14 protein-coding genes are annotated in these 19928 nt (G+C 58.7%); 9 read left to right on the forward strand and 5 right to left on the reverse strand.

What is annotated here, in order from left to right:
- Positions 1-389 precede the first annotated feature (389 nt).
- Positions 390-914 carry a YiiD C-terminal domain-containing protein gene (locus KI787_12865; protein ID MBV6630845.1) on the reverse strand — a complete coding sequence of 175 codons (525 nt, stop codon included), beginning with the start codon at positions 912-914 and terminating at the stop codon, positions 390-392.
- Between the two features lie 300 nt (positions 915-1214).
- On the opposite strand from KI787_12865, the gene KI787_12870 reads away from it, so the two are divergent.
- A complete protein-coding gene (locus KI787_12870; GenBank protein MBV6630846.1) occupies positions 1215-2426 on the forward strand; it encodes an iron-containing alcohol dehydrogenase in 1212 nt (403 codons plus the stop codon).
- Positions 2427-2588: 162 nt separating this feature from the next.
- The gene (locus KI787_12875) at positions 2589-4388 is read left to right on the forward strand and encodes a hypothetical protein (GenBank protein ID MBV6630847.1); all 1800 of its coding nucleotides are present in this window, start codon (positions 2589-2591) and stop codon (positions 4386-4388) included.
- Positions 4389-4519: 131 nt separating this feature from the next.
- Here KI787_12875 and KI787_12880 read toward each other — a convergent pair whose 3' ends face one another.
- On the reverse strand, positions 4520-6505 hold the full coding sequence (locus KI787_12880) for an SDR family oxidoreductase (GenBank protein MBV6630848.1): 1986 nt from the start codon (positions 6503-6505) through the stop codon (positions 4520-4522).
- A gap of 890 nt (positions 6506-7395) precedes the next feature.
- The gene (locus tag KI787_12885; GenBank protein ID MBV6630849.1) at positions 7396-8547 is read right to left on the reverse strand and encodes an acyl-CoA dehydrogenase family protein; all 1152 of its coding nucleotides are present in this window, start codon (positions 8545-8547) and stop codon (positions 7396-7398) included.
- Positions 8548-8813: 266 nt separating this feature from the next.
- On the opposite strand from KI787_12885, the gene KI787_12890 reads away from it, so the two are divergent.
- The 5 genes from KI787_12890 to KI787_12910 all read left to right on the forward strand — a co-directional run bounded on the left by KI787_12890 (position 8814) and on the right by KI787_12910 (position 14180).
- The gene (locus KI787_12890) at positions 8814-11888 is read left to right on the forward strand and encodes a hypothetical protein (protein ID MBV6630850.1); all 3075 of its coding nucleotides are present in this window, start codon (positions 8814-8816) and stop codon (positions 11886-11888) included.
- Between the two features lie 117 nt (positions 11889-12005).
- Positions 12006-12368, forward strand: coding sequence for an MGMT family protein (locus KI787_12895; GenBank protein MBV6630851.1), 363 nt, complete (start codon positions 12006-12008; stop codon positions 12366-12368).
- The gene (locus KI787_12900; protein ID MBV6630852.1) at positions 12346-12936 is read left to right on the forward strand and encodes a DUF924 domain-containing protein; all 591 of its coding nucleotides are present in this window, start codon (positions 12346-12348) and stop codon (positions 12934-12936) included. Before KI787_12895 ends, KI787_12900 begins: the two co-directional genes overlap by 23 nt.
- Positions 12937-12994: 58 nt before the next feature.
- On the forward strand, positions 12995-13738 hold the full coding sequence (locus KI787_12905) for a hypothetical protein (GenBank protein MBV6630853.1): 744 nt from the start codon (positions 12995-12997) through the stop codon (positions 13736-13738).
- Positions 13739-13790: 52 nt separating this feature from the next.
- Complete coding sequence (locus tag KI787_12910) at positions 13791-14180, forward strand: MAPEG family protein (GenBank protein MBV6630854.1); 390 nt, start codon at positions 13791-13793, stop codon at positions 14178-14180.
- A gap of 60 nt (positions 14181-14240) precedes the next feature.
- Here KI787_12910 and KI787_12915 read toward each other — a convergent pair whose 3' ends face one another.
- Entirely contained in the window at positions 14241-15551 is a 1311-nt protein-coding gene (locus KI787_12915) for a hypothetical protein (GenBank protein ID MBV6630855.1), read from the reverse strand.
- Positions 15552-15760: 209 nt separating this feature from the next.
- Here KI787_12915 and KI787_12920 point away from each other — a divergent pair, with 209 nt between their 5' ends.
- The gene (locus KI787_12920) at positions 15761-17521 is read left to right on the forward strand and encodes an alkaline phosphatase D family protein (protein ID MBV6630856.1); all 1761 of its coding nucleotides are present in this window, start codon (positions 15761-15763) and stop codon (positions 17519-17521) included.
- A gap of 232 nt (positions 17522-17753) precedes the next feature.
- Here the strand turns inward: KI787_12920 and KI787_12925 are convergent, their stop codons facing one another.
- Positions 17754-18791 (reverse strand): NAD(P)-dependent alcohol dehydrogenase, encoded by a 1038-nt coding sequence (locus tag KI787_12925; GenBank protein ID MBV6630857.1) that lies wholly within the window; start codon positions 18789-18791, stop codon positions 17754-17756.
- Between the two features lie 71 nt (positions 18792-18862).
- Here KI787_12925 and KI787_12930 point away from each other — a divergent pair, with 71 nt between their 5' ends.
- Positions 18863-19822: a ketoacyl-ACP synthase III gene (locus tag KI787_12930; protein ID MBV6630858.1), complete on the forward strand. Its 960-nt coding sequence runs from the start codon at positions 18863-18865 to the stop codon at positions 19820-19822.
- Positions 19823-19928: the final 106 nt, after the last annotated feature.

A 19928-nucleotide genomic window follows, 5' to 3' on the forward strand; every position in this document is an offset into this window, starting at 1 on the left:
GCATATCAGAGCCCCTCAAATCGTTCGATACAAGGCGCGCTCCGCCGGGAATGGTTATTCCCTTGCCAAGGAGCGCAACGCGGTAGCGGGCGATTTGAGGGGCTCCCTGCGGGCGAGCCAGAACGCGGCGTTCCGCGGTGTTGCGCTCGCTTGAAATGGAACAACCATTCCTGCGCGAGCGCGCCTAGCGGCACACCGCGTTCTGACTCGCTGATATGTAACGAACTTCGGAGACAGGACACTAACTTCTGCCGCTACCGCCATGGTGCGTCACCCTTAGGCCAGCACCAGGCTGCACGCAATGTCCATGAGAACCGAATCCTCAGGAAGGTTTCATTCTCATGCTGGGTAAGGCCGTGAGTACTTCAGCCTTCGTCAATCGCAGCCAACTAACGGCGCTTAGGGCGCATTTGATACACCGCATGGCTACGAGCAACGACTGTGCCATGTTTGTCCTTGAGCTCACCACGCAGCTCAAAGGTTGACTTGCCATCACGATCCGTCTCGGTCTGCACCCGCTCTATCTCTTCCGGGCTCATGCGCAGCTCCACGCTGACGTCGGTTTTGGCCACCTTCACGAAGTCCATATCTAAGGACGTCACAATGGGGATATACCGCGACATCCCATAAGTCGCCAGTAATAAGGGCCCGCCGGGAAACTCGGCCAAGGTGAACAAGGCTCCCGCGTACATGGTGCCGATGTGGTTCACATTGCCTCTAATCGGCATGCGACACACCACACGACCACGCTCCAAAGTCTCCACCCTCACCCCACTGCGACGCACAAAAGGGATCACGAAGCGGGAGAACTCCTGAATGAACTTGGGTAGGAGCCTATCGGCATAGAACTGTTGGGCGGTCTCAACGGGCAAGCCCAACGACTCAGCTTGGCTCATAAGAGCCTGAGGATTCATTTTGAAGGCCATTTGGAGCTAAACGAAATTGGTGACGAGCGAGAATAATACCCCGCTCATTCATAGCTAGGCGGCAACTGGGCCCCATGGCCATCGATGCATCCCATTTCGGGCCAGATCAACGAGGCTGCCACTAGCGCCACACAAATTGTGTGCATCTAGATGGCAGCTGCGATTGTGGTCAATGTCGAGTGCTTCAACGTAGGCCCATATTGCATAGCCACCTAAAACGCTTCAGCAGCCGCAAAAATGGGGTAGAGTGGCGCTCGGATTAGGGATGCCGAACAGAGGAGAATGTAGATGCTGCACGCCATTGAGGTCCTATTTTTACGAATCTATATGGTCATTTTTAAAGGCGTGACGGCCATCCTGCCCTTCAAGTGGCCACACACCTTTGAAGGCCCGGAGTCGTCCCTGGCCTTATGCCGGCATATCGCGGCCGAGGGCCATAGCAGCGTGTTGATCGTTACCGATGCCATGCTGGTCAAGCTGGGCCTGCTGGATAAGATGCAAGCCGAGCTCAAACAAGCTGGCGTGAATTTTGTGGTGTATGACGGCGTGCTGCCCGACCCAACGGTAGAACAAATTGAAGCCGGCTACAGCTTGTGCCAGCAGCATAACTGCGATGCCATTCTGGCCGTGGGGGGCGGCTCTTCGATCGATGCTGCCAAAATGATCGGCGCCCGCGCCAAGAACAATAAGCCCATCGTCAAAATGACGGGGTTGTTCCGAGTGTGGCGTGGCATGTTGCCCTTGTACGCGGTTCCAACCACCGCTGGCACCGGCTCTGAGGTGACCATTGCTGCGGTCGTGTCCGACCCAGCGCAGCAGCGCAAGCTGCCAGCCATGGATCTCAAGCTCATGCCCACCGCCGCTGCTCTCGACGGTGCCTTAATGACCGGACTGCCAGCACCGATTACCGCCGCCACAGGCATGGACGCTCTCACCCATGCTGTGGAAGCATTCATCTCCCGCAATGCCATGCAGCGCACTGACGAAAACGCCATCGAAGCTACCCAGCTCATCATGGCCAACTTGGAACGTGCTTTTGATGAAGGCAGCGACTTAGAGGCCCGCCAGAATATGGCTCGGGCGTCGCACCTAGCGGGCATGGCCTTCACCCAAGCCGGGGTCGGCTATGTACACGCCATCGCGCACAACTTTGGCGCTCGTTACCACGTGCCACATGGCCTGGCAAACGCTATCGTCATGCCGCATGTGCTTGATTATTCCTTGGCCAACTGTGCCCCACGCCTCGCAAAGCTTGCTAAGGAATGCGGCATCGGCCCCCAAGGCGGTGACGACCAACAACTCGCCCAGGCTTTCATTGCTCGCATTCGCGAACTCAATTCCAAGTTCGGCATTCCCAGCACCGTGGAACAACTCCAGCCCAGCGACGTGGCCCCCATTGCTCAGGCGGCTCTGGCTGAAGCGCGTTTTACCTATGCCGTACCGCGTTACATGGATCAAAGCAAAGCCGAAACCCTGATTCGACAGATGCTCCCCGCCTAAAGCCTTCAAGACACTGGGGCTGGGCAGTCATTGTCCAGCCCCTGTGCTGACGCGCCAGCGAAAGCACGGTTCAAGGCCGCCTTAACGGCGGCCTTCACATTTTCTCGACAGCCCTGTTGGAACACTGACGGCAAACTCAGGTTTGCCCCGGGAGGGCAGTCCATGCCCACAGGTTTCGCACCACGCCAGACGCCCGTGACACAGCGGCAGCAGTCCGGCGCTGCAGCCATTTTATTTGCTGTCATCGTTATCGCCCTGGTTCTGAGCGTGGGTTTCGCGATGACCTTGGGCAACTTGTACATGCACCAAACCGAGTTGCGTAAGGTGGCTGCGATTGCGGCTTTGAACCAGGTGCGTACCATCAGTGGCTGCGCAACGGGTGCAGCTGGCAGTTTAGATGGCCCGGCCGCCGACTCTGTAGACATTGGCCAGTTACTCGCGGATAGCCTCATTGGGGCCGAGGCGGCAGCACAAGCGACCTTTGAAGTGATTCCCGGCGTGCAGCAGTCCGTGAACAGCCTACGGGTACTCGATGCTGAGTTACCGCCAGAGCTAGCAGATGCTGTTGCGGTAACCATCGACGCTCCCATGCCGCAATCCTTCTTGCCCATTTTTTCCAGCCCTGAATCGCAGCGGATGAGTGTCACTGCCGGCGCCGCCCAAGTCGTTGTGGGGCGAGTTGTCGTCGGTAGTGGCTTGCTGGATGTAGACAGCGACCAGTCCCTGATTCTGGATGCACTGCTGGGTGGCTTGCTGGGCTCTGCGGTCAACCTCACCGTCGCCAGCTACAACGGCTTGCTCGACGCTCAAATCACACTGTTAGAACTGATTGAGGCTAACGGGGCCGTTGCCAGCGTCGAAGGCCTGCTGGACCTGAACCTGCAACTTCCAGGAGCCCTGCAGCTGCTAGGCGATGCCCTCAATGCCAGCGCGGATGCAACCGATCAAGCCGCAGCAAACTCTGCCTATACCTTAGCAACAGCTGCCAGTGGCATTAGCCAAAACATCACTCTGCGGGATTATCTTCAGGTGGATCCAGACCACACCGAGCAGGTTGCCAGACTACCCATCAACGCCTTGGACCTCATCATGGGCTTATCCATGCTGGCCAATGAAGGCAACGACGTCGATATGGCCATGCCATCTTTAGTGGGCCTCGTCATTCCTGGCGTCGCAGACGTCAACGTCAACTTACGCTTACGCATCGTGCAGCCTCCGCAGGAGGGTTTGGGTCGGCCCGGTTACGCTGAAGACGGTTCTGCCCTCACTCTGGCACGGAGTAGCCAGGTTCTGGCCTTGGTCGAGGTTGGGGTGCGCTTACTGCCCATAGGCAGCTTCTCTTTGCTAAATCTCAACCTCGATTTGGGCGTTGAGGCCGGAGCGGCGGAAGCCGAACTTGCCAGTATCCGCTGTGCCACGCCCGCCGAGCCCTTTACCCAAACCCAGGTGTTTGCTCAGTCGCAGGTGGGGCAAATCGGCATTGGGAACTTCGACTGGACTAGCGTCGACCCCATTGGCAGCGCAGGGCCCAGTACGCTGCTGGAATTGTTGGGCCTCCCCCTCCTCCGTGTAGACCCCGCTATTGTGGTTGGCCTGGGTAGCAGCGGTGCCACCACCATGGGCTTCGATGGGCCTTTTGTACCGCTCATTGAGGAGCCTGCCGGCACCCACGTTGATAGTGTGAGTGCTGATGCGGATCAGGTGTTACCAGACGCCATCGGTTCCTTGCTCGGCCAGCTTTTACCCAACCTCGTCAGTAATGTTCCAGTGCTGGGCTTGCTCGCGCCATTACTGCAGCCCGTGGTTAACCTTGCAACGGGCCTACTCACGCCGCTGCTCGAAGCCCTTGGGCTTGTGCTGCTCAACCCACTCTTCGAGCTCTTGGGCGTCAGCGTAGGCAATGCCCAAGTCACCATGGAAGCGGTCTACGTAGAACCACCCGAACTCTTCGAACTACGCTAAACTGGAAATACCGTCCTGGGGTGGACGCGTAGCCGCGCATCGCCACCAACAAGAACCCTGCCGCCATCGGTGTTTCGATAAAGCTGGGCTGTCACCCAAAGGACAGCCCGGCTAGCCCGGCGTGTCTGCGTTTAGAGGTGAGAGCCACGCAGCAAATAAGCCAAGGCCATGCCTTCGCGCGTTACCTTCTGCTCGGGGGCGGCTTGCCCCTTGGCAGCGGAGGATGATGGGAAGAGCTGGAAGGCACGACCTAAAATGGTGTCATTCACCTTAGGCATGAGTGCATAACTAATCTCGGCCATCCGCCCTACGCTGGTTTTCACCCGCTTGGTGCGATGAATAGCGGTATCGATGACCGTGTCAGAGGCCGCATCCACGGACCATGCCGGCACATAGTTGTACAACTTGGTGGGCGCAATCATCGGCGTCCGCACCAGAGGCATGTAAATGGTGCTGATATCGATGTTGTATTGCTTGACCTCGGCCGCGAGGCAGCGGCAGTAGGCATCCAGCGCCGACTTGGATCCGATGTACGCTGCAAAGCGAGGCGCATTGGATAACACGCCAATTGATGAGATGTTGATGATCTGCCCGCGACGGTTGTCCGCCATAGCCGGCAACAGCCGATGAATCAGCCGGACTGCGCCCAGGTAGTTCAATTGCAGCGTGCGCTCAACATCGTGGAAACGATCCAAGGACTCCATCACGGCGCGCCGAATAGAGCGCCCTGCATTATTCACCAGAATATCGACCCGGCCGTGATCCGCCAGGGCCTTTTCGGCCATCTCATCAATGGCCTCCATGTTATTCAGGTCACAGCTGTAGGCAAACGCTGAACCGCCCTTGGAGTGAATCAAATCGACCGTAGCCTGCAATTTGTCGGCACTGCGTGCGACTAGCAACACAGTGGCGCCGTTGGCAGCAAATTTGCGGGCCGACTCAAAGCCAATTCCGCTAGAGGCCCCAGTGACCATGACCACCTTGCCGGATAGGCGCGCGGTCGCGCGACGATCAGGCTGGGGATAGTCCATCACCGTAGACCAATAATCCCATAAGGTGTCTGCATATTCGCTCAGTGGCGGGCAGCTGATGCCAGTACCGGCCAGGGCATCGCGGGTACGCCGATCACAAAAGGCTGAACGGTTGGTGATATAGCCTAAGGCCGATACGGGCACCCCGATCGCCTTGGACATTTGCTTGAAGGCCAAATCAGTGGGCAAGGCCCGGCTGGTTTCACGCAGACCGCTTTGCACCAGCGAAGGCAGCTGAGGCAGCTCAAACTGTTTTGCGAAGCCTGGGCCATGGGCCGCATTGAACAGAATCTCCATGACCTGCCCTACGGAGTCCTGTGGTTTTTGCACCAGATGGAAGGCCTGACCATCCAAGCCTTCTTTATGAGCAATAGCCACCATCGCATCGGCTACGTAATCGACCGGGGCGAGAGGAATCTTGCCGCCTTCTACGCCGAGTAGCGGTAACCACTTGGGAACAGAATTGGTGATCTTTTGGATGGTTTTGAAGAAGTAATAGGGACCATCAATTTTGTCCATCTCACCGGTCTGCGAGCAGCCCACCACAGCTCCAGGACGATACACACGCCAGGGCTGGCGGCATTCCTCGCGGACAATTTTTTCCGACTCAAATTTTGTCCGGAAATAAGGGTGAGAAACATCCTGCCCCTCATCAAACATATCTTCGCTGAAGTTCCCTACCCAGCGACCGCCAGCGACTGCTACAGAACTCACATGCTGCAAACTAACCTCACCACCGAGGTCATTGACGAAGTTCACAACATTGCGCGTGCCTTCGTTGTTCACCTTATCGCCGGTCGCGTCATCCATATTCAGGTCGTAAACGGCGGCCAGGTGATACACCTGATCGACTTTGCCCTGCAGTGACTTCAGGGTTTTGGCGTCGACCAAACCTGGCTGGGTGATATCGCCATACACCGGCTTCAAATTCTTGGCTGTTGCACCCAAACGCTTCTTCAGGTCTTCGAACTTTTGTTTGGATGACTCCCGCACAAGGACATGCACAACCGCATCATCCTTTTGCAGCAAACGCGCCACTACAAAACGACCAATGAATCCTGTTGCACCTGTGACGAAATACTGCATGTTTCTCCTCTAGCCCCGTAGCGGGGTTTCCATCCCAACATTCAAGCCGGCAAGAATAAGCCGTGGACGCCCAACAAAAAAGCCCCTGACTAAAGTTTGACGGAGCTTCATCGAATGCGCGATCCGACCCAGCAAACACAAAAAGAGTTCCCCAAGGCCCAGGACATCATAAAAACACAGCAGACAGCCTCCCCGGTTCAGCGCCTAGATTCCAACCCGCATGAGGCACGTCGATAAGGGCGCTGCAGACACAGTGCGCAGCTGAGCGCGCCAGGCTTAGTGCGCCGCGGCAAGGAATATCAACGAAAGCACGGCCACCTAGCCACAGAAGACCCTGACTAATAGCCCTCACACATTAAGTAACAAGCGCAGCGATTCACCCCGCGCCAACGCAAGGGAGCGCCGAGACAATCCGCGAGCACAGCAAGGTGGAGCGCCGCCGGAACGCAGACCGGTTTGACTGTATCAAACCGGCGCGTAGCCCCGCAGGGGTGAGCCGCATGGACGCGGCGAACAAGCCGCAGCGTATGGGCAATACGTGAGGACTTCGACCAATCGGCAGGACAGCCGATTGGGACGGCGCAGCCGCCGCTTGCGGTGCGGGACATAGACGTCCCGCATCAATACCGCAGGCGCTCCAGATTGCAAGCGCAGCGATTCGCCCCGCGCCAACGCAAGGAAGCGCCGAGACAATCCGCGAGCGTAGCAAGGTGGGGCGCCGCCGGAACGCAGAAGCCGCAGCGTATGGGCAATACGTGAGGACTTCGACCAATCGGCAGGACAGCCGATTGGGACGGCGCAGCCGCCGCTTGCGGTGCGGGACATGGACGTCCCGCATCAATACCGCCGGCGCCCCAGATTGCAAGCGCAGCGATTGGCTCGGTGCTTCCTTAAGCGACCAGTGCTCTCCCGATGATCAGCTTCATAATTTCATTCGTCCCCCCATAAATCCGCTGCACCCGTGCATCGGCGAAGGCTCGCGCTACGGGGTACTCCCACATGTAGCCATAACCGCCATGCAGCTGCACGCATTGGTCACAGACTTTGCCCTGCAACTCGGTAGCAATGAGCTTGGCTTTAGCCGCCGTCACCTGATCCAGTTTGTGATCCAGGTGCAATTCCAGGCAACGGTCAATAAAGGCCCGGGCTGCGGTGACCTCCGCATCCAACTGAGCCAGCGTGAACTGGGTGTTCTGGAAAGTCATGATCGGCTTACCAAAGGCCTTGCGCTCCTGAACGTATTTGATGGTCTCGCTAAGCACACCCTCGCAAGCTGCAACAGCGCCCAGAGCAATAGACAAACGCTCCTGGGCTAACTCCTGCATTAAATACACGAAGCCCATGCCCTCCTGGCCTAAGAGGTTCTTCGCCGGGACCCGGCAATTGCGGAAGAATAGCTCGGAGGTGTCCTGGGCTTTCATGCCCACCTTCTTCAGGTTGCGCCCACGTTCGAAGCCCTCCATCCCCTCTTCTACCAAAAGCAGGCTGGTGCCCTTGGCACCGGCACTGGGGTCGGTTTTGGCTACCACCACAATCAGGTTGGCTAACTGACCATTAGTAATGAAGGTTTTAGAGCCGTTGAGGATGTAGTCATCTCCATCACGCACAGCAGTAGTCGCCACGCTTTGCAGGTCTGACCCAGTTCCCGGTTCGGTCATGGCGATAGCGGTGATGGTTTCTCCGCTGACACATCCGGGAATAAAGCGCTCTTTAATGTCTTCCGAGCCATAGTTCAGCAGATAGGGCACGGCAATATCCGAATGCAAGCTCCAACCAATGCCGGATAAACCAATACGGCTCACCTCTTCCACCACAATGGCGTTGTAGCGAAAATCTACGCCGACTCCGCCATATTCCTCCGGCATAGTGGGCGATAAAAAACCTTGCTCACCCGCTTTGCGCCACAGTTCGCGATCCACATAACCACGTTCCTCCCAAGCCTCATGATGAGGCACGGCCTCGGCCTCTAGGAATTTACGGACAGAATCGCGAAATAAGTCATGTTCGGCCTCAAATACCGGCCGTGGCAGGGCTGCGCCCATAGTCAATCTCCTCCAATGAGTCCGCGACCCAAGGCCTGGGAGACAATACTCGCTGTAACGCGGCCTAGAGCCGTACAGCCCAGCCTTGAATCAGCGCGACTAAGGCGCCAAAGGCTGTGACTGAACGCCGAGGGTACGCGCCAAGGCCAGCGAGGTAGTGTGAGTCCCCATGGCCAAAGCCGTGGTGAAAATTACGCTTGCAGACACAAGCCGTGCAGTTAGCATAATAAAAAACGCATCTTGGGGATGCGCTCGAGGAGACAACAATGGTTATCAAGCGCGCAATCGCGACCGCTTTGCTATGCAGCACCCTACTAGCCTGCGGCCAAGGGGGGCGCGACGGATTGAGCAGCCGGGACGCCGCTACACCATCCCAACCCCACGCCGACGGTGCCAGCCGCGCAGAGGATGGCTTTCTAGCAGGTGTGGCCAGCGTCGATGCCAGCTGGCATTTGGGAGCATCCGCTGGCCAGTTCGCAGCCACGGGTGTGGGTATCGATAACGCACGGGGCTTTGACCCCTACATGCACAGTATCCGCAAGGTGGGTTCCGACATTCTGGGCTCACGGATTTTTACCCGCGCGCTGGTGATGCAGGGCAATAACGGCAAACGGGTGGCGATTGTCGCCAACGATTTGTATTTGCCCAATGACTTGCTCCGTCGGCGCACCGCACAAATTCTGGCGCAAGGCGACACCGGAATTGCCATCGACAATCTGGCCATTACGGTGAGCCACAGCCATACCTCTCCGTTTTATTCCACACCGTCCTGGGGCACCTGGATTTTCCAGGATGTGTATGACCTGCGCTTTTACGAGTACATGGCCCAGCGCATGGCCGAGGCTGTGACCCAAGCCGTTGCCCAGTTGCGCCCGGCACAGGTTGGCGGCACCGCCTTTTACGCCAATGACGTACGCGGCCACACCTACGGCCCCAAAGTCTCTCCTTTAGACAACACGCCGGCAGGCCAGCCGCGTAACTACACCACGCGCCAGGCTTATGTGATGACCTTCCAAGACCCAGCCTCTGGTGAGCCCATTGCCAACTGGATCACCTTGGGCGTGCATCCCGAATGGGTCTGGGGTGAGGAGATCATGAATGGCGATCTCACCCACGCCATCATGCGGGTGCTGGATCGCGAAACCGGCGCCATGACCATCATGAGCCAATCCGAAACCGGCACTTCTGGTCCGCATAAAGATCAGCGCGCGCATCCAGGTTCATCGCGGCGGGAATTTCAGGAGTCGAACCTGGCCGGCGCCGACCATGCTGCCCGCCTGTTTGCCGACCGTGTGCATACCGCTCTGGCCAGTATCGAATCGGGCCAGCCCTGGGACCCCACCCAGTTCATGCCCTTGCAGCAAGACATCCCGGTGGATTTCTTTCATCAGCGTTTTGCACCGCCCACCATTCGCCCTTACCCCGGCTTGTCGAACTGCAATACCGATCAGCTCTATCAACGAGGCAATGTAGGCGTACCAGTCGCTGGCTTTCCCGACTGCGAACGACCAGCTGAGCCTTTGATTGAGGCCTTTGAAGCGAACAGCCCCGTAGCGCCTGGAGACCTCACCGGGCCCCTCACCGATCAGCTATTGGCCCTCGGTGTTCCCTTACCCACCTCATACTCAGCAACAGCTCTTACCGCGGTTGAGGAACAGGCGACTGTGCCCATTCAGGCCTTCAGAGTTGGCAACACGGCCCTGGCCTTTTGCCCCTGTGAGCAGTTCACCGACCCTGCCCTGAACCTCATTTCTAGATTGAACCAAGTCGAGGGCGATTTACATACCGGCTGGGACTGGCATCAGGGTTATCCCGAAGATCTACGCAAACCCACAGAGGTGGATTACTCCGACTCGGTGGGCTGCATTCCGGAGGGCGACGGCTGGAGTTGTCCGCACCCCAGTCGTTTCAACGATAGCCGCTTGCATATGAGCGATTTGGCATTCAGACGCATGCAAGCCCAAATTCACAACGACGCCAATGGCTGGGAAGATCTGCAAAACCTGTTGCATGCTGAATCCGAGCCGGTGGAGCCTACCGAGATCTGGGGCAACTTCACGCACGAAGAACTCACCGAATTTGGTTACGAGCTGGTCATTCCGGTTGGCATGGCCAACGACTATTGGGGATATATGCCGGCCTATCGTGAGTATCGCTCCCACGATCATTACCGCAAAGCCTTGGCCGGCTTAGGTCCACATGGGGCAGATTTTTTGAATAATCGGCTGGCCCGTGGTGCGGCCTCCTTGAAGGGGCATCCGGGACCCGCAGCGGGCCCCTTAGACACCCTGTACTTGGCGGAGTCCGCTCGCGCCGAAGCCTTGGCCCTGGGCTTAGGCTTAGCGGCACAGGCGGTTGTACCCGTCTATGAGGCCACGCTGCCCAACGATGGGGGCAACCCGCAAATTGTGGAACAACCCAAAGATGTGCCACGTTTTGCCGCAGCCAGTTTGCGTTTTGTGGGCGGTTCTAATTACACCGATATGCCCACTGTCGAGGTTCAAAGACTGATCAACGGTGTGTGGACCACGGTTGGCGATCAAACTGGTGAAGTCCAACTGCATTTGGATTTCTTAGGGGCCACCGAAGTTTTTGCTCCAGACGATTCGGTGTCCGTACCCAACCCCGATGACCTCGCCGCTTGGCGTTTAGGCCAGTTTATCTGGGAGTGGACAGCCACCTATGAGGCCTTTGCCAGCGACATTCCACTGGTGGAAGCGCATCAGGTAGGGCAAGGCCGTCCGCAACAGAGCTATGTCACGCCAGCTGGGCGTTATCGTTTTGTAGTGCAGGGAGAACACAAGGGCACCGGTAATTACAACCTCGTCAGCGATAGTTTTGCTGTGCTGAACGCAGCCCATATGCCCATCGATGAGTTGCAACTCAACGGGCAGCAGCTGAGCGCTCGCTTGGGCGTGAGTCTGATGAGCGAATTCAAACGTGGCGCAGGCACAGATGACACCATTGAAACCTCGCTTCGCAGTTTTGGGCCCATCGACTACAACGATGTGGCCGAATCCCCCATCCCCTGGGCCCGACCGGGCAAAAACATCCATACCTATGCAGAAGGCGATGATGACGATGAATTCTATTGTCACCGCTGTAGTTTCCGCCCCTGGCGCGATACTGGCGACTGGGAGCGCATTTGTGCCAGCCTCGTCCGGGCTAACGGTGAGCGCGAGCAAGCCTGCTTGGACAACATCGCTCTGGACCAGGGCCAAGCCAGCTTCCGCTTCCGCCAAGTACCCCAAAGCGGCGACAAAGTGGGCTTTGCCCAGGGAGATTTACGCGACACCTTAGGCCAAATCAACCACAACGAAGCCTGGCTAGATATCCCCTAGACAGGCACTTGGGCAGCAAAAAGCTGGCGATATCTCTGACAGCACAAAAGACCTTGTACCGGGGAATCTGCGAGGCTTTGACCTGCTTGTAACTGGCGAATGGTGAACGCGAGGGTCATGCCGAACTCTTACCGCAAAATGCAGCAGGTCTGCCGCTTAATTCCCGCTGGCTGTGTTGCCAGCTACGGCCAGGTGGCGGCCTTAGCCGGAGTGCCACGCGGTGCCCGCATGGTGGGCCGGGCGCTGGGCGCCGACCCCGACCGCGACACCCTGCCCTGGCATCGTGTTTTACTCAGCGATGGACGTTTAGCCTTTGCCGACGACTCCCAAGCTTTTGCCACCCAGCGTGACCGCTTGGTGGCGGAGGGAGTCCTGGTGCGCAATGGACGCGTCAACATGACCACCCATCGCTGGCAGCCCAGCGTGATGGACCTAGCCTTTGGCTTTGAGGATAACCATGACGAAGACGCCCCTGACTAACAGGCTCACTAATGAGATGCAAAGCGCAACCCAAGCCCACCGGGTTCTCGACTTTTGGTTTCACGAATTGGAGGAAGGTGACTGGTGGCGGGTGAACCCAGAGCTTGATCAGCGTATCCGTGAGGAATTTGGCGACCTGCATACGCAAGTGGCTGCCGGTATGGCCTGGCCCTGGCGGCGGAGCAGCCGCGGTCGCTTAGCGGAGATTGTGGTGCTGGACCAGTTCAGTCGGCAGATTTACCGGGACAAACCCCAGGCCTTTGCCTTTGACGGTATGGCTGTGGCCTTAGCCCAGGAAATGGTCAGCCTGCACCAAGATCAACAACTGCCCCTGCGCGAGCGCGCCTTTTGCTATCTGCCCTTCATGCACAGCGAGTCATTGGCCATCCACGATTCTGCTGCGCATCTCTTCGGCACAGCGGGTTTGGAAAACACTGCCGACTTTGAACGCCGCCACCGCGATATCATTGCGCGCTTCGGGCGCTACCCGCACCGCAATGCGGTGCTCGGTAGAGCCTCGACGCCAGAAGAATTGGAATTTCTCAAGCAGCCTGGCTCGAGTTTCTGAATCTGTATCTAAGCCCATGATTCGCAATAGTTATTGCCATCAACAAGAGTCGTTCTTAATGTTGCATTCCTCGTCTGCATCCACCAGCCTCATCGCCCACACCGTTGCAGCGGCGGTGCTGTGCAGCGTGACTGCGATCGCGTCTGCGGGAGGATTTGATCAACAAATGCCGGTCACACTCGGTGCGGGCCTCGATCATCCCCTGGCACTGTCGTCTACGCGTGCCGAGCTTGTTGCCAGCAGTGGTGACAGCGACCTCCTCCTAGCCAACATCCAAGCCGAACGACCTTGGCGCCAATGGGCCAATGACGAACAAAGCTTCAGCCTGAGCCCCATGGGCAGCCTTAGCGCCGGTGAAGCCAGTCGCGGTAATGACGATGCTAGTCTCCTCGCCGCACGCGCCGGTCTGAAGCTCAGTGCACCGGTCGCTAACGTCCCTGGTTTGTGGCTGGGGGGCAACATCAGCGCTCAAGTACAGCGCTTTGATGGAGACAATGAGGTGGACTTACAGGCCGCTGTGAGCGCCCGATACCAGGCGCGTGGTACCACCATCGGCGCTCCGGTGGACTTCTACACCAGCCTGCCCCTGGCCGCCGAAGGCATCAGCGACACCGGATTGCTTGTGGGCTTTGCGACCCCCTGGGCCAATCGCAGTATTGGCGCCGAGTTTGCCTCCGAAGGTGACCGCTTGAATGGCTTTGTGAATGTACCCTGGCGGCCCAATCAACGGTTGGGCCTCGTCCTGGGTGTTGCCGATAACACCGATCTCAACGTGCAGCTGCAGTGGACTCAAACCCTCTGAGACCACGCTGCCTACCCTCCACAAGTTCTCAAGTTCTGCGAAGGAACACATTATGGCGATCACCGCCCTTTACGCTGGCCTGCTGGGCCTTGTTTACCTGGTCCTCACCATGCGCGTCATTCGCCGGCGCCAAACCCGCGGCATCAATCTTGGCGATGCTGGTGATGCAGCCATGGAAAGGCGCATCCGCGGCCATGCCAATTTCAATGAGTACGTCCCCTTCATACTCATTGTGATGGCTTTGCTGGAAAGCGGCCAAGCCTCCAGCAAATTGCTGCATAGTTTAGGCGCACTGACCTTGGTCGCAAGGGTGCTGCATGGCTACTCCTTTGCCTTTACCGAGCAGTGGTTCCTGGGTCGCTTCTATGGCGCATTACTGACCCTCATTGCACTGGCTCTCGCGGCGCTGGCTGCCCTGCATATGGGCCTGAGCGGCCTATAGGCAATGCGTCATCGTTGCCTGGGCAGTGTCCATCGGCGGAAAGCTGCCTTCGGACATGCGCTAAGGCTGCGCCTGCGCCAAGCCCTCACAGGCCGCAAACAACTCGGCCGAGTTGGACGCGCCCACAGCGTCCAGCTCGGCTGCATGGCATTGCGCTAAACGGGGAGCGTAGTCCTGCATAGTGGACTCAACATCGTCGTCGCCATTAACCGCTTGAATGCTCTGCGCAAACCTGGGCTCGGGCAACATATGCCGGTACACCGGAAAGCCGCGATCTTCCGCGCCCCAGGGCAAAGAATTGATGGCCAGTGCTGAAGCCCTAACATTTGGCATCGCGTCAGCACGGCTGATCCATATCGTGGCGTAGCCATTGGCGTCCAGCGCCGCATCCACGTCATGAACACAACCGGCGACCGGCGCCGTGAGCAAGCCTTGCTGACAAACCGACCAAAAACGCAGCTGAGCCGGTTGCAACAAGGGGCTGAGCAAAGTCTGCTCGGCTGGCACACGTGGGGCCAGCAAACGCATCAGTAACACCTCCCCCGCCCGATATTCTGGCAGCGCATAGAGGTAACTCACATGGCGATTCACAAAAGCGCCCTCGCCCTGACCAATGGCTCCTTGAAATTTGCGCATACGCGGTGGGTCATCGGCCGGAACTCGTGGCGGGCCTACCGCAGCCTGATCCAAGCCCAAATACGCCCGCCGATACTCTTCCCGAATACCAGCGCAAGCCGCTACATCTTCCACTTCAGCCAGAGGCTGTTGACCGGATGGTGTCTCCACGACCAGTTCCGGCAATACCGGCGCATCCTGCGCCAAATACTCCCGATACATCAGTATGCTCCGCCGTTGCCGCGCATCGGCGGCCAAAAGTCGCCCCCTGTATAGAGTGTTGGCCCGCCGTGATTCCCGCAATGGCGCAGGCCCAAACTCAACGGCTACAGAATATGACCCACCCGGCGTCAAGGCATCAGGAATGAGCTCAGGGAAGCGATAAGGATTGAAGCCCTGACCGGGGTCAACATCCACATCCGCCAGCGCGTCTCGCGACTGCGCGTTGCCGTCATACAGATGCAAGGAAAAATAACGGGCGTTGGGATAAACCCCCTCGGCCACCAAACGCGTACCTGGCTCGGGCTGCGTAGGCCCTAAAGCCACCCAATAGCGCGCGGAGCTGTCCGCCAAGCTGAAGTAGTCCTCCCCCTCGCGAAAAACCTCGAACCAGTGGCAACCGGCCGCAAGCTCCACCGCATCGAGTGCTTCGCTCACCGCGAGCGCATCACTGGAAGACTCCACGCCTCGCCCACCGCCACCGCAAGCGGCCAAGCCAATACCAACCGCCAGATAGAGCAACCCCACCGCCCGCATCACCAACTCCCGAATGTGCCTGCAACCAGCATGACCAATCCGGCCCCGGAAGCCTGTCGGAATGTGACGACAATGCCTGTGGTGAAGTGCAGCGCTTGGGGCGGTCGTAGCTCAGTTGTATAACCTCAGCGCCCTTTTGCCAGCAGCTGTCATTTTCAGGTAACCCTGAGCTGCCAAGCTGAACAGCCCTTGGATAAACGGAGACCGCCGTGCCCTCCACACGTCGCGACTTTCTTGCGCGCTCAGCAGCGCTAACGGCGGGCGTACTGCTCACTGGTTGCGAAGGAAATAGCCCGCAAACACTGCGCTCCGTCAAACAGAGCATCTTTCAGCATGGTGTTGCCTCAGGCGACCCCCTGCAGGATCGGGTGATTTTGTGGACACGCGCTAGTAGGGTCGGCGACGGCACAGTCATTGACTGGGTGGTGGCTCGCGACCCGCAGTTGCAGCAAGTGGTGCGGCGCAGTGGTGATGGGGTGGACCAACAACCGCAAGTGGTGGAGGCTGCACGCGACTTCACGGTGAAGCTGGATGTATCCGGCCTGCAGCCGGGTACCACTTACTACTACCAGTTCACCATTGACGGCGAAGCGTCTCCGATTGGACGGACCAAAACTTTGCCATCGGCAGGTGTAGACCGGGTCCGATTAGGCCTCGTGGCCTGCTCCAATTTCAGCAATGGCTGGTTCAATGCTTACAAGGTCTTGGCCCGACGGGATGTGGACGCCGTTCTCCACGTTGGAGATTACTTCTACGAGTACTCGGGTAGTAACAGCCCCATCGGGCGCCCACATGAGCCGGAAAAAGAGACAGTAAGCCTCAGCGATTACCGCATGCGACATGCGCAGTATCGGACCGATCCCGACTTGGCCGAGATGACCCGCCAACATCCGCTCATCGCCGTTTGGGATGACCACGAATCCGCTAATAATTCCTGGATTGATGGGGCCGAGGAGCATGACCCTGCTACCGAAGGCGATTGGGACACGCGCAAAAGCGCTGCAGCTCTTGCCTATGCCGAATGGATGCCCATCCGTCTGCCCAAGCCTCAGGACCCGCTCACCATTTGGCGCCGCTTCGAGTTCGGTGACCTCGTCGACTTATTCATGCTGGATACGCGCCTACAACGGAATGCCCCGGAGATCGAGACCATCAACGACCCGGCGGCCGACGACCCCAGTCGGAGCATGCTGGGCGCCGAGCAAAAGGCCTGGCTGAAGGAAGGCCTGCAGCAGTCCGCCAGCCGCAATGCCGCCTGGCGCATTCTAGGTCAGCAAACCATGATCTCGCCGCACCGCGGCTTTCTACAGGGGGAAGTCCCTCTGCCCTATCTGCCCGAAGAGGTAGCGCAGGAAATGGGCATTCGCCAAGGTGGCGGCAACGAAGGCACCGATAATTGGGCTGCCTATGTGGCCGAGCGCAACGAGTTGATGGCTTTTTTGCGCGACGGCGGCATCGCCAACAATGTGGTGCTCACCGGCGATATCCACACCGCCTGGGCCGCCGACATCACCGAAGACCCGTATACGCTGTTTAACCCCATCACCCCCAATATCACGGGCGTACCCGGGTACAACCCCATCACCGGCCAAGGCTCGGTCGGCGTGGAATTTGTGGCTATGAGCGTCACTTCCAACAACGCCATCGACTTCGTTCCCGACGCCCAAACGGCAGCCGAAGTGGCTGCCGAGGGCTATAACCTAGGCGTAGAGCTAGGCAACCCCAATGTGATGCACCACAACGCCGCTATTCACGGCTTTGTGCTGATTGATGCCACCCCAGACCGTATTCAGGGCGAGTTTTGGCAAACGGGGCCGGCCTCGATCCCCTTCGCTGACACTGCGGACGCCACCCTGGACGAGGCTTGGCAATCCCGCCGGGGCGCCCCTGGCGCTATTGGGACTGATCATCTAGTGCCGGCGCTTGGTGCCAGTGACCCCCGTGCGAACGCGCCGACACTGGCACCCTAACTGGAGTCCGGTCACCCAGCCTCACTGAGATGACATATTTCTTTGCCTCGCTATCTATTGGGCCTGATCTCAAATGCAGCTTAATCCCAGCTAGAAGAAGAGCGAAAATGCCGTCTCGATACCTTTCGCCGAGGTTACACCGCGGTAGGTGCCACCGGCGCACCACTGAGACCAAAGACTAGAATCATTGGTGGTTGCTGGCGTTTGCATCTGCCAGATGAGCAGCGTGTTTTCAGCTAAGCTCTGAGGCCAAAGGCTGATCCTGCTCCAACACCACCCGGTAGCGCGCCTTACCGGCGCGGGCGTGGTCAATAGCGGCGTTCACCTCCGACATGGGGAAGGTCTGCACTTGGGGCTGGATGTTATGACGGGCACAAAACTCCAGCATTTGCCGGGTTGTTGTGGGCGTGCCCATGGGGGAACCCGATAGGCTGCGCTGGCCTCCAATGAGGGAAAAAGCGGGCACGGGCACCGGCTCTAGCACAGCGCCCACAAAGTGCAGGCGGCCTTTGGGTGCCAGGGCCTGGAGGTAGCGCTGCCAATCCAGCGGCACGTTCACGGTGACCAGCACCACATCATGCCGGCCGGCCTCGCCTTTGAGCGCCTCTTTGTCGCGGCTATTCACCACGCGGTGCGCGCCTAATTCTTGAGCTTCATCGGCTTTGTCAGGCGATGAGGACAAGGCCGTCACCTCACAGCCCCAGGCCTTGGCGAACTGCAACGCCAGATGGCCCAACCCACCCACGCCTACCACCGCCACGCGGTCGGTCGGCTTAATGTCGAAGGCCACAAAGGGATGAAATACGGTAATCCCCCCGCAGAACAAGGGCCCCGCACTAATAGGGTCTAAGGCATCAGGAATGGGAATGGTCCACATCCAGTGAGCGCGCACCACTTGGGCAAAGCCGCCATGCCGGCCAACAATGGTTTCGGCGCTTTGGCCGCAGAGGTTCTGCGCGCCGTCCAAGCAGCTCGCGCAGCCGCCACAAGCGTGGCTGAACCAGCCTAGCCCCACCCGTTCGCCAAGCTCAGGACCTTGTGCTGCAGCCCCTTTGGCGATAACCCGGCCCACCACTTCATGACCGGGTACCAAGGGGTAGTCACTCCGCCCCCACTCGTTATCCAACATGGACAGGTCGGAATGACACAAACCGCAGCTCTCGACCGCAATTTCCACCTCATTCTCGCCCAGTGGACCCGCCTCGATGGTGGTTTGGCTGAGTTTGCCTCCGACTTCAGTCGCGGCCCAGGCCTGATAGCGTGTGGTCATGTAAGGTGTCTCCGGCAGGGTGGAGCGTCACGGTAACCGACCCAGATGCCCGCCGCCACTCCGGAGGAAGAGTGTACGCACGCATAAGTGGAACTGGGAGCTACCTGCCCCAGCGCCAGGTTCATAACACAGAGCTGGAACAGCGCATCGACACCAGCGATGCCTGGATCTTCCAGCGCACCGGCATTCGCTCCCGTCATGTGGCTGCGGACGATGAGTGCAGCTCTGATCTGGGCGTAGCCGCGGCCCGCCAAGCTTTGGACGCGGCCCAGCTCAGTCCTGCCGATATCGACCTAGTCATTGTGGCCACCACCACACCCGATTTGGTCTTTCCCTCCACCGCCTGCATCGTGCAGCGCCAATTGGGTATCCCCGAGGGGGCCGCAGCCTTCGATATTCAAGCGGTCTGCAGCGGCTTTGTCTATGCCTTGGCCGTAGCCGACAAATTCATTGCCAGCGGGCAGCATCGACATGCTTTGGTGATTGGTAGCGAGGTATTCTCGCGCCTACTGGACTGGTCCGATCGGCGCACCTGCGTACTTTTTGGAGATGGCGCAGGCGCCGTGGTGCTCAGCCAAAGCCCCACGCCAGGCATTCGCTCCTCGCATCTGCATGCAGCCGGAGATTACGGTGACATTTTGCAGGTCCGCGGCTCTCCGACCAACCCGGCTCTGGCAGATGGCGTATTTCTGGAAATGGACGGCCAGGCCGTGTTCCGGTTTGCGGTCAAAGCCCTGGATGGGGTTTGTCGTGAGGCCTTAGAGGCCAATCAGCTCACAGGCCCGCAGATCGATTGGCTGGTGCCCCATCAAGCCAACATCCGCATCATCCTGGCCACGGCGGCCAAGCTGGGTTTGCCCGCAGAGCGGGTGATTACCACGGTGGAGAAACAGGGCAACACCTCCGCCGCATCGGTGCCCTTGGCGTTGGACCAGGCGGTGCGCGATGGCCGTATCCAGCCCGGCCATACGGTCTTGTTGGAAGCCGTCGGCGGGGGCATGACCTGGGGCGCTGTACTGCTCGACTTCTAGCCCGCAGCACAGCTGGCCAACGCTATAGGGTCAGGCCCTGCAGGAAAGGGCTTGCTCTGCGCTGCGGTAGCTCCTAGGGCCTGGTGACTCCCCTTCGCAGACTTGG

The sequence above is a fragment of the Oceanococcus sp. HetDA_MAG_MS8 genome, assembly GCA_019192445.1.
Classification (GTDB): domain Bacteria; phylum Pseudomonadota; class Gammaproteobacteria; order Nevskiales; family Oceanococcaceae; genus MS8.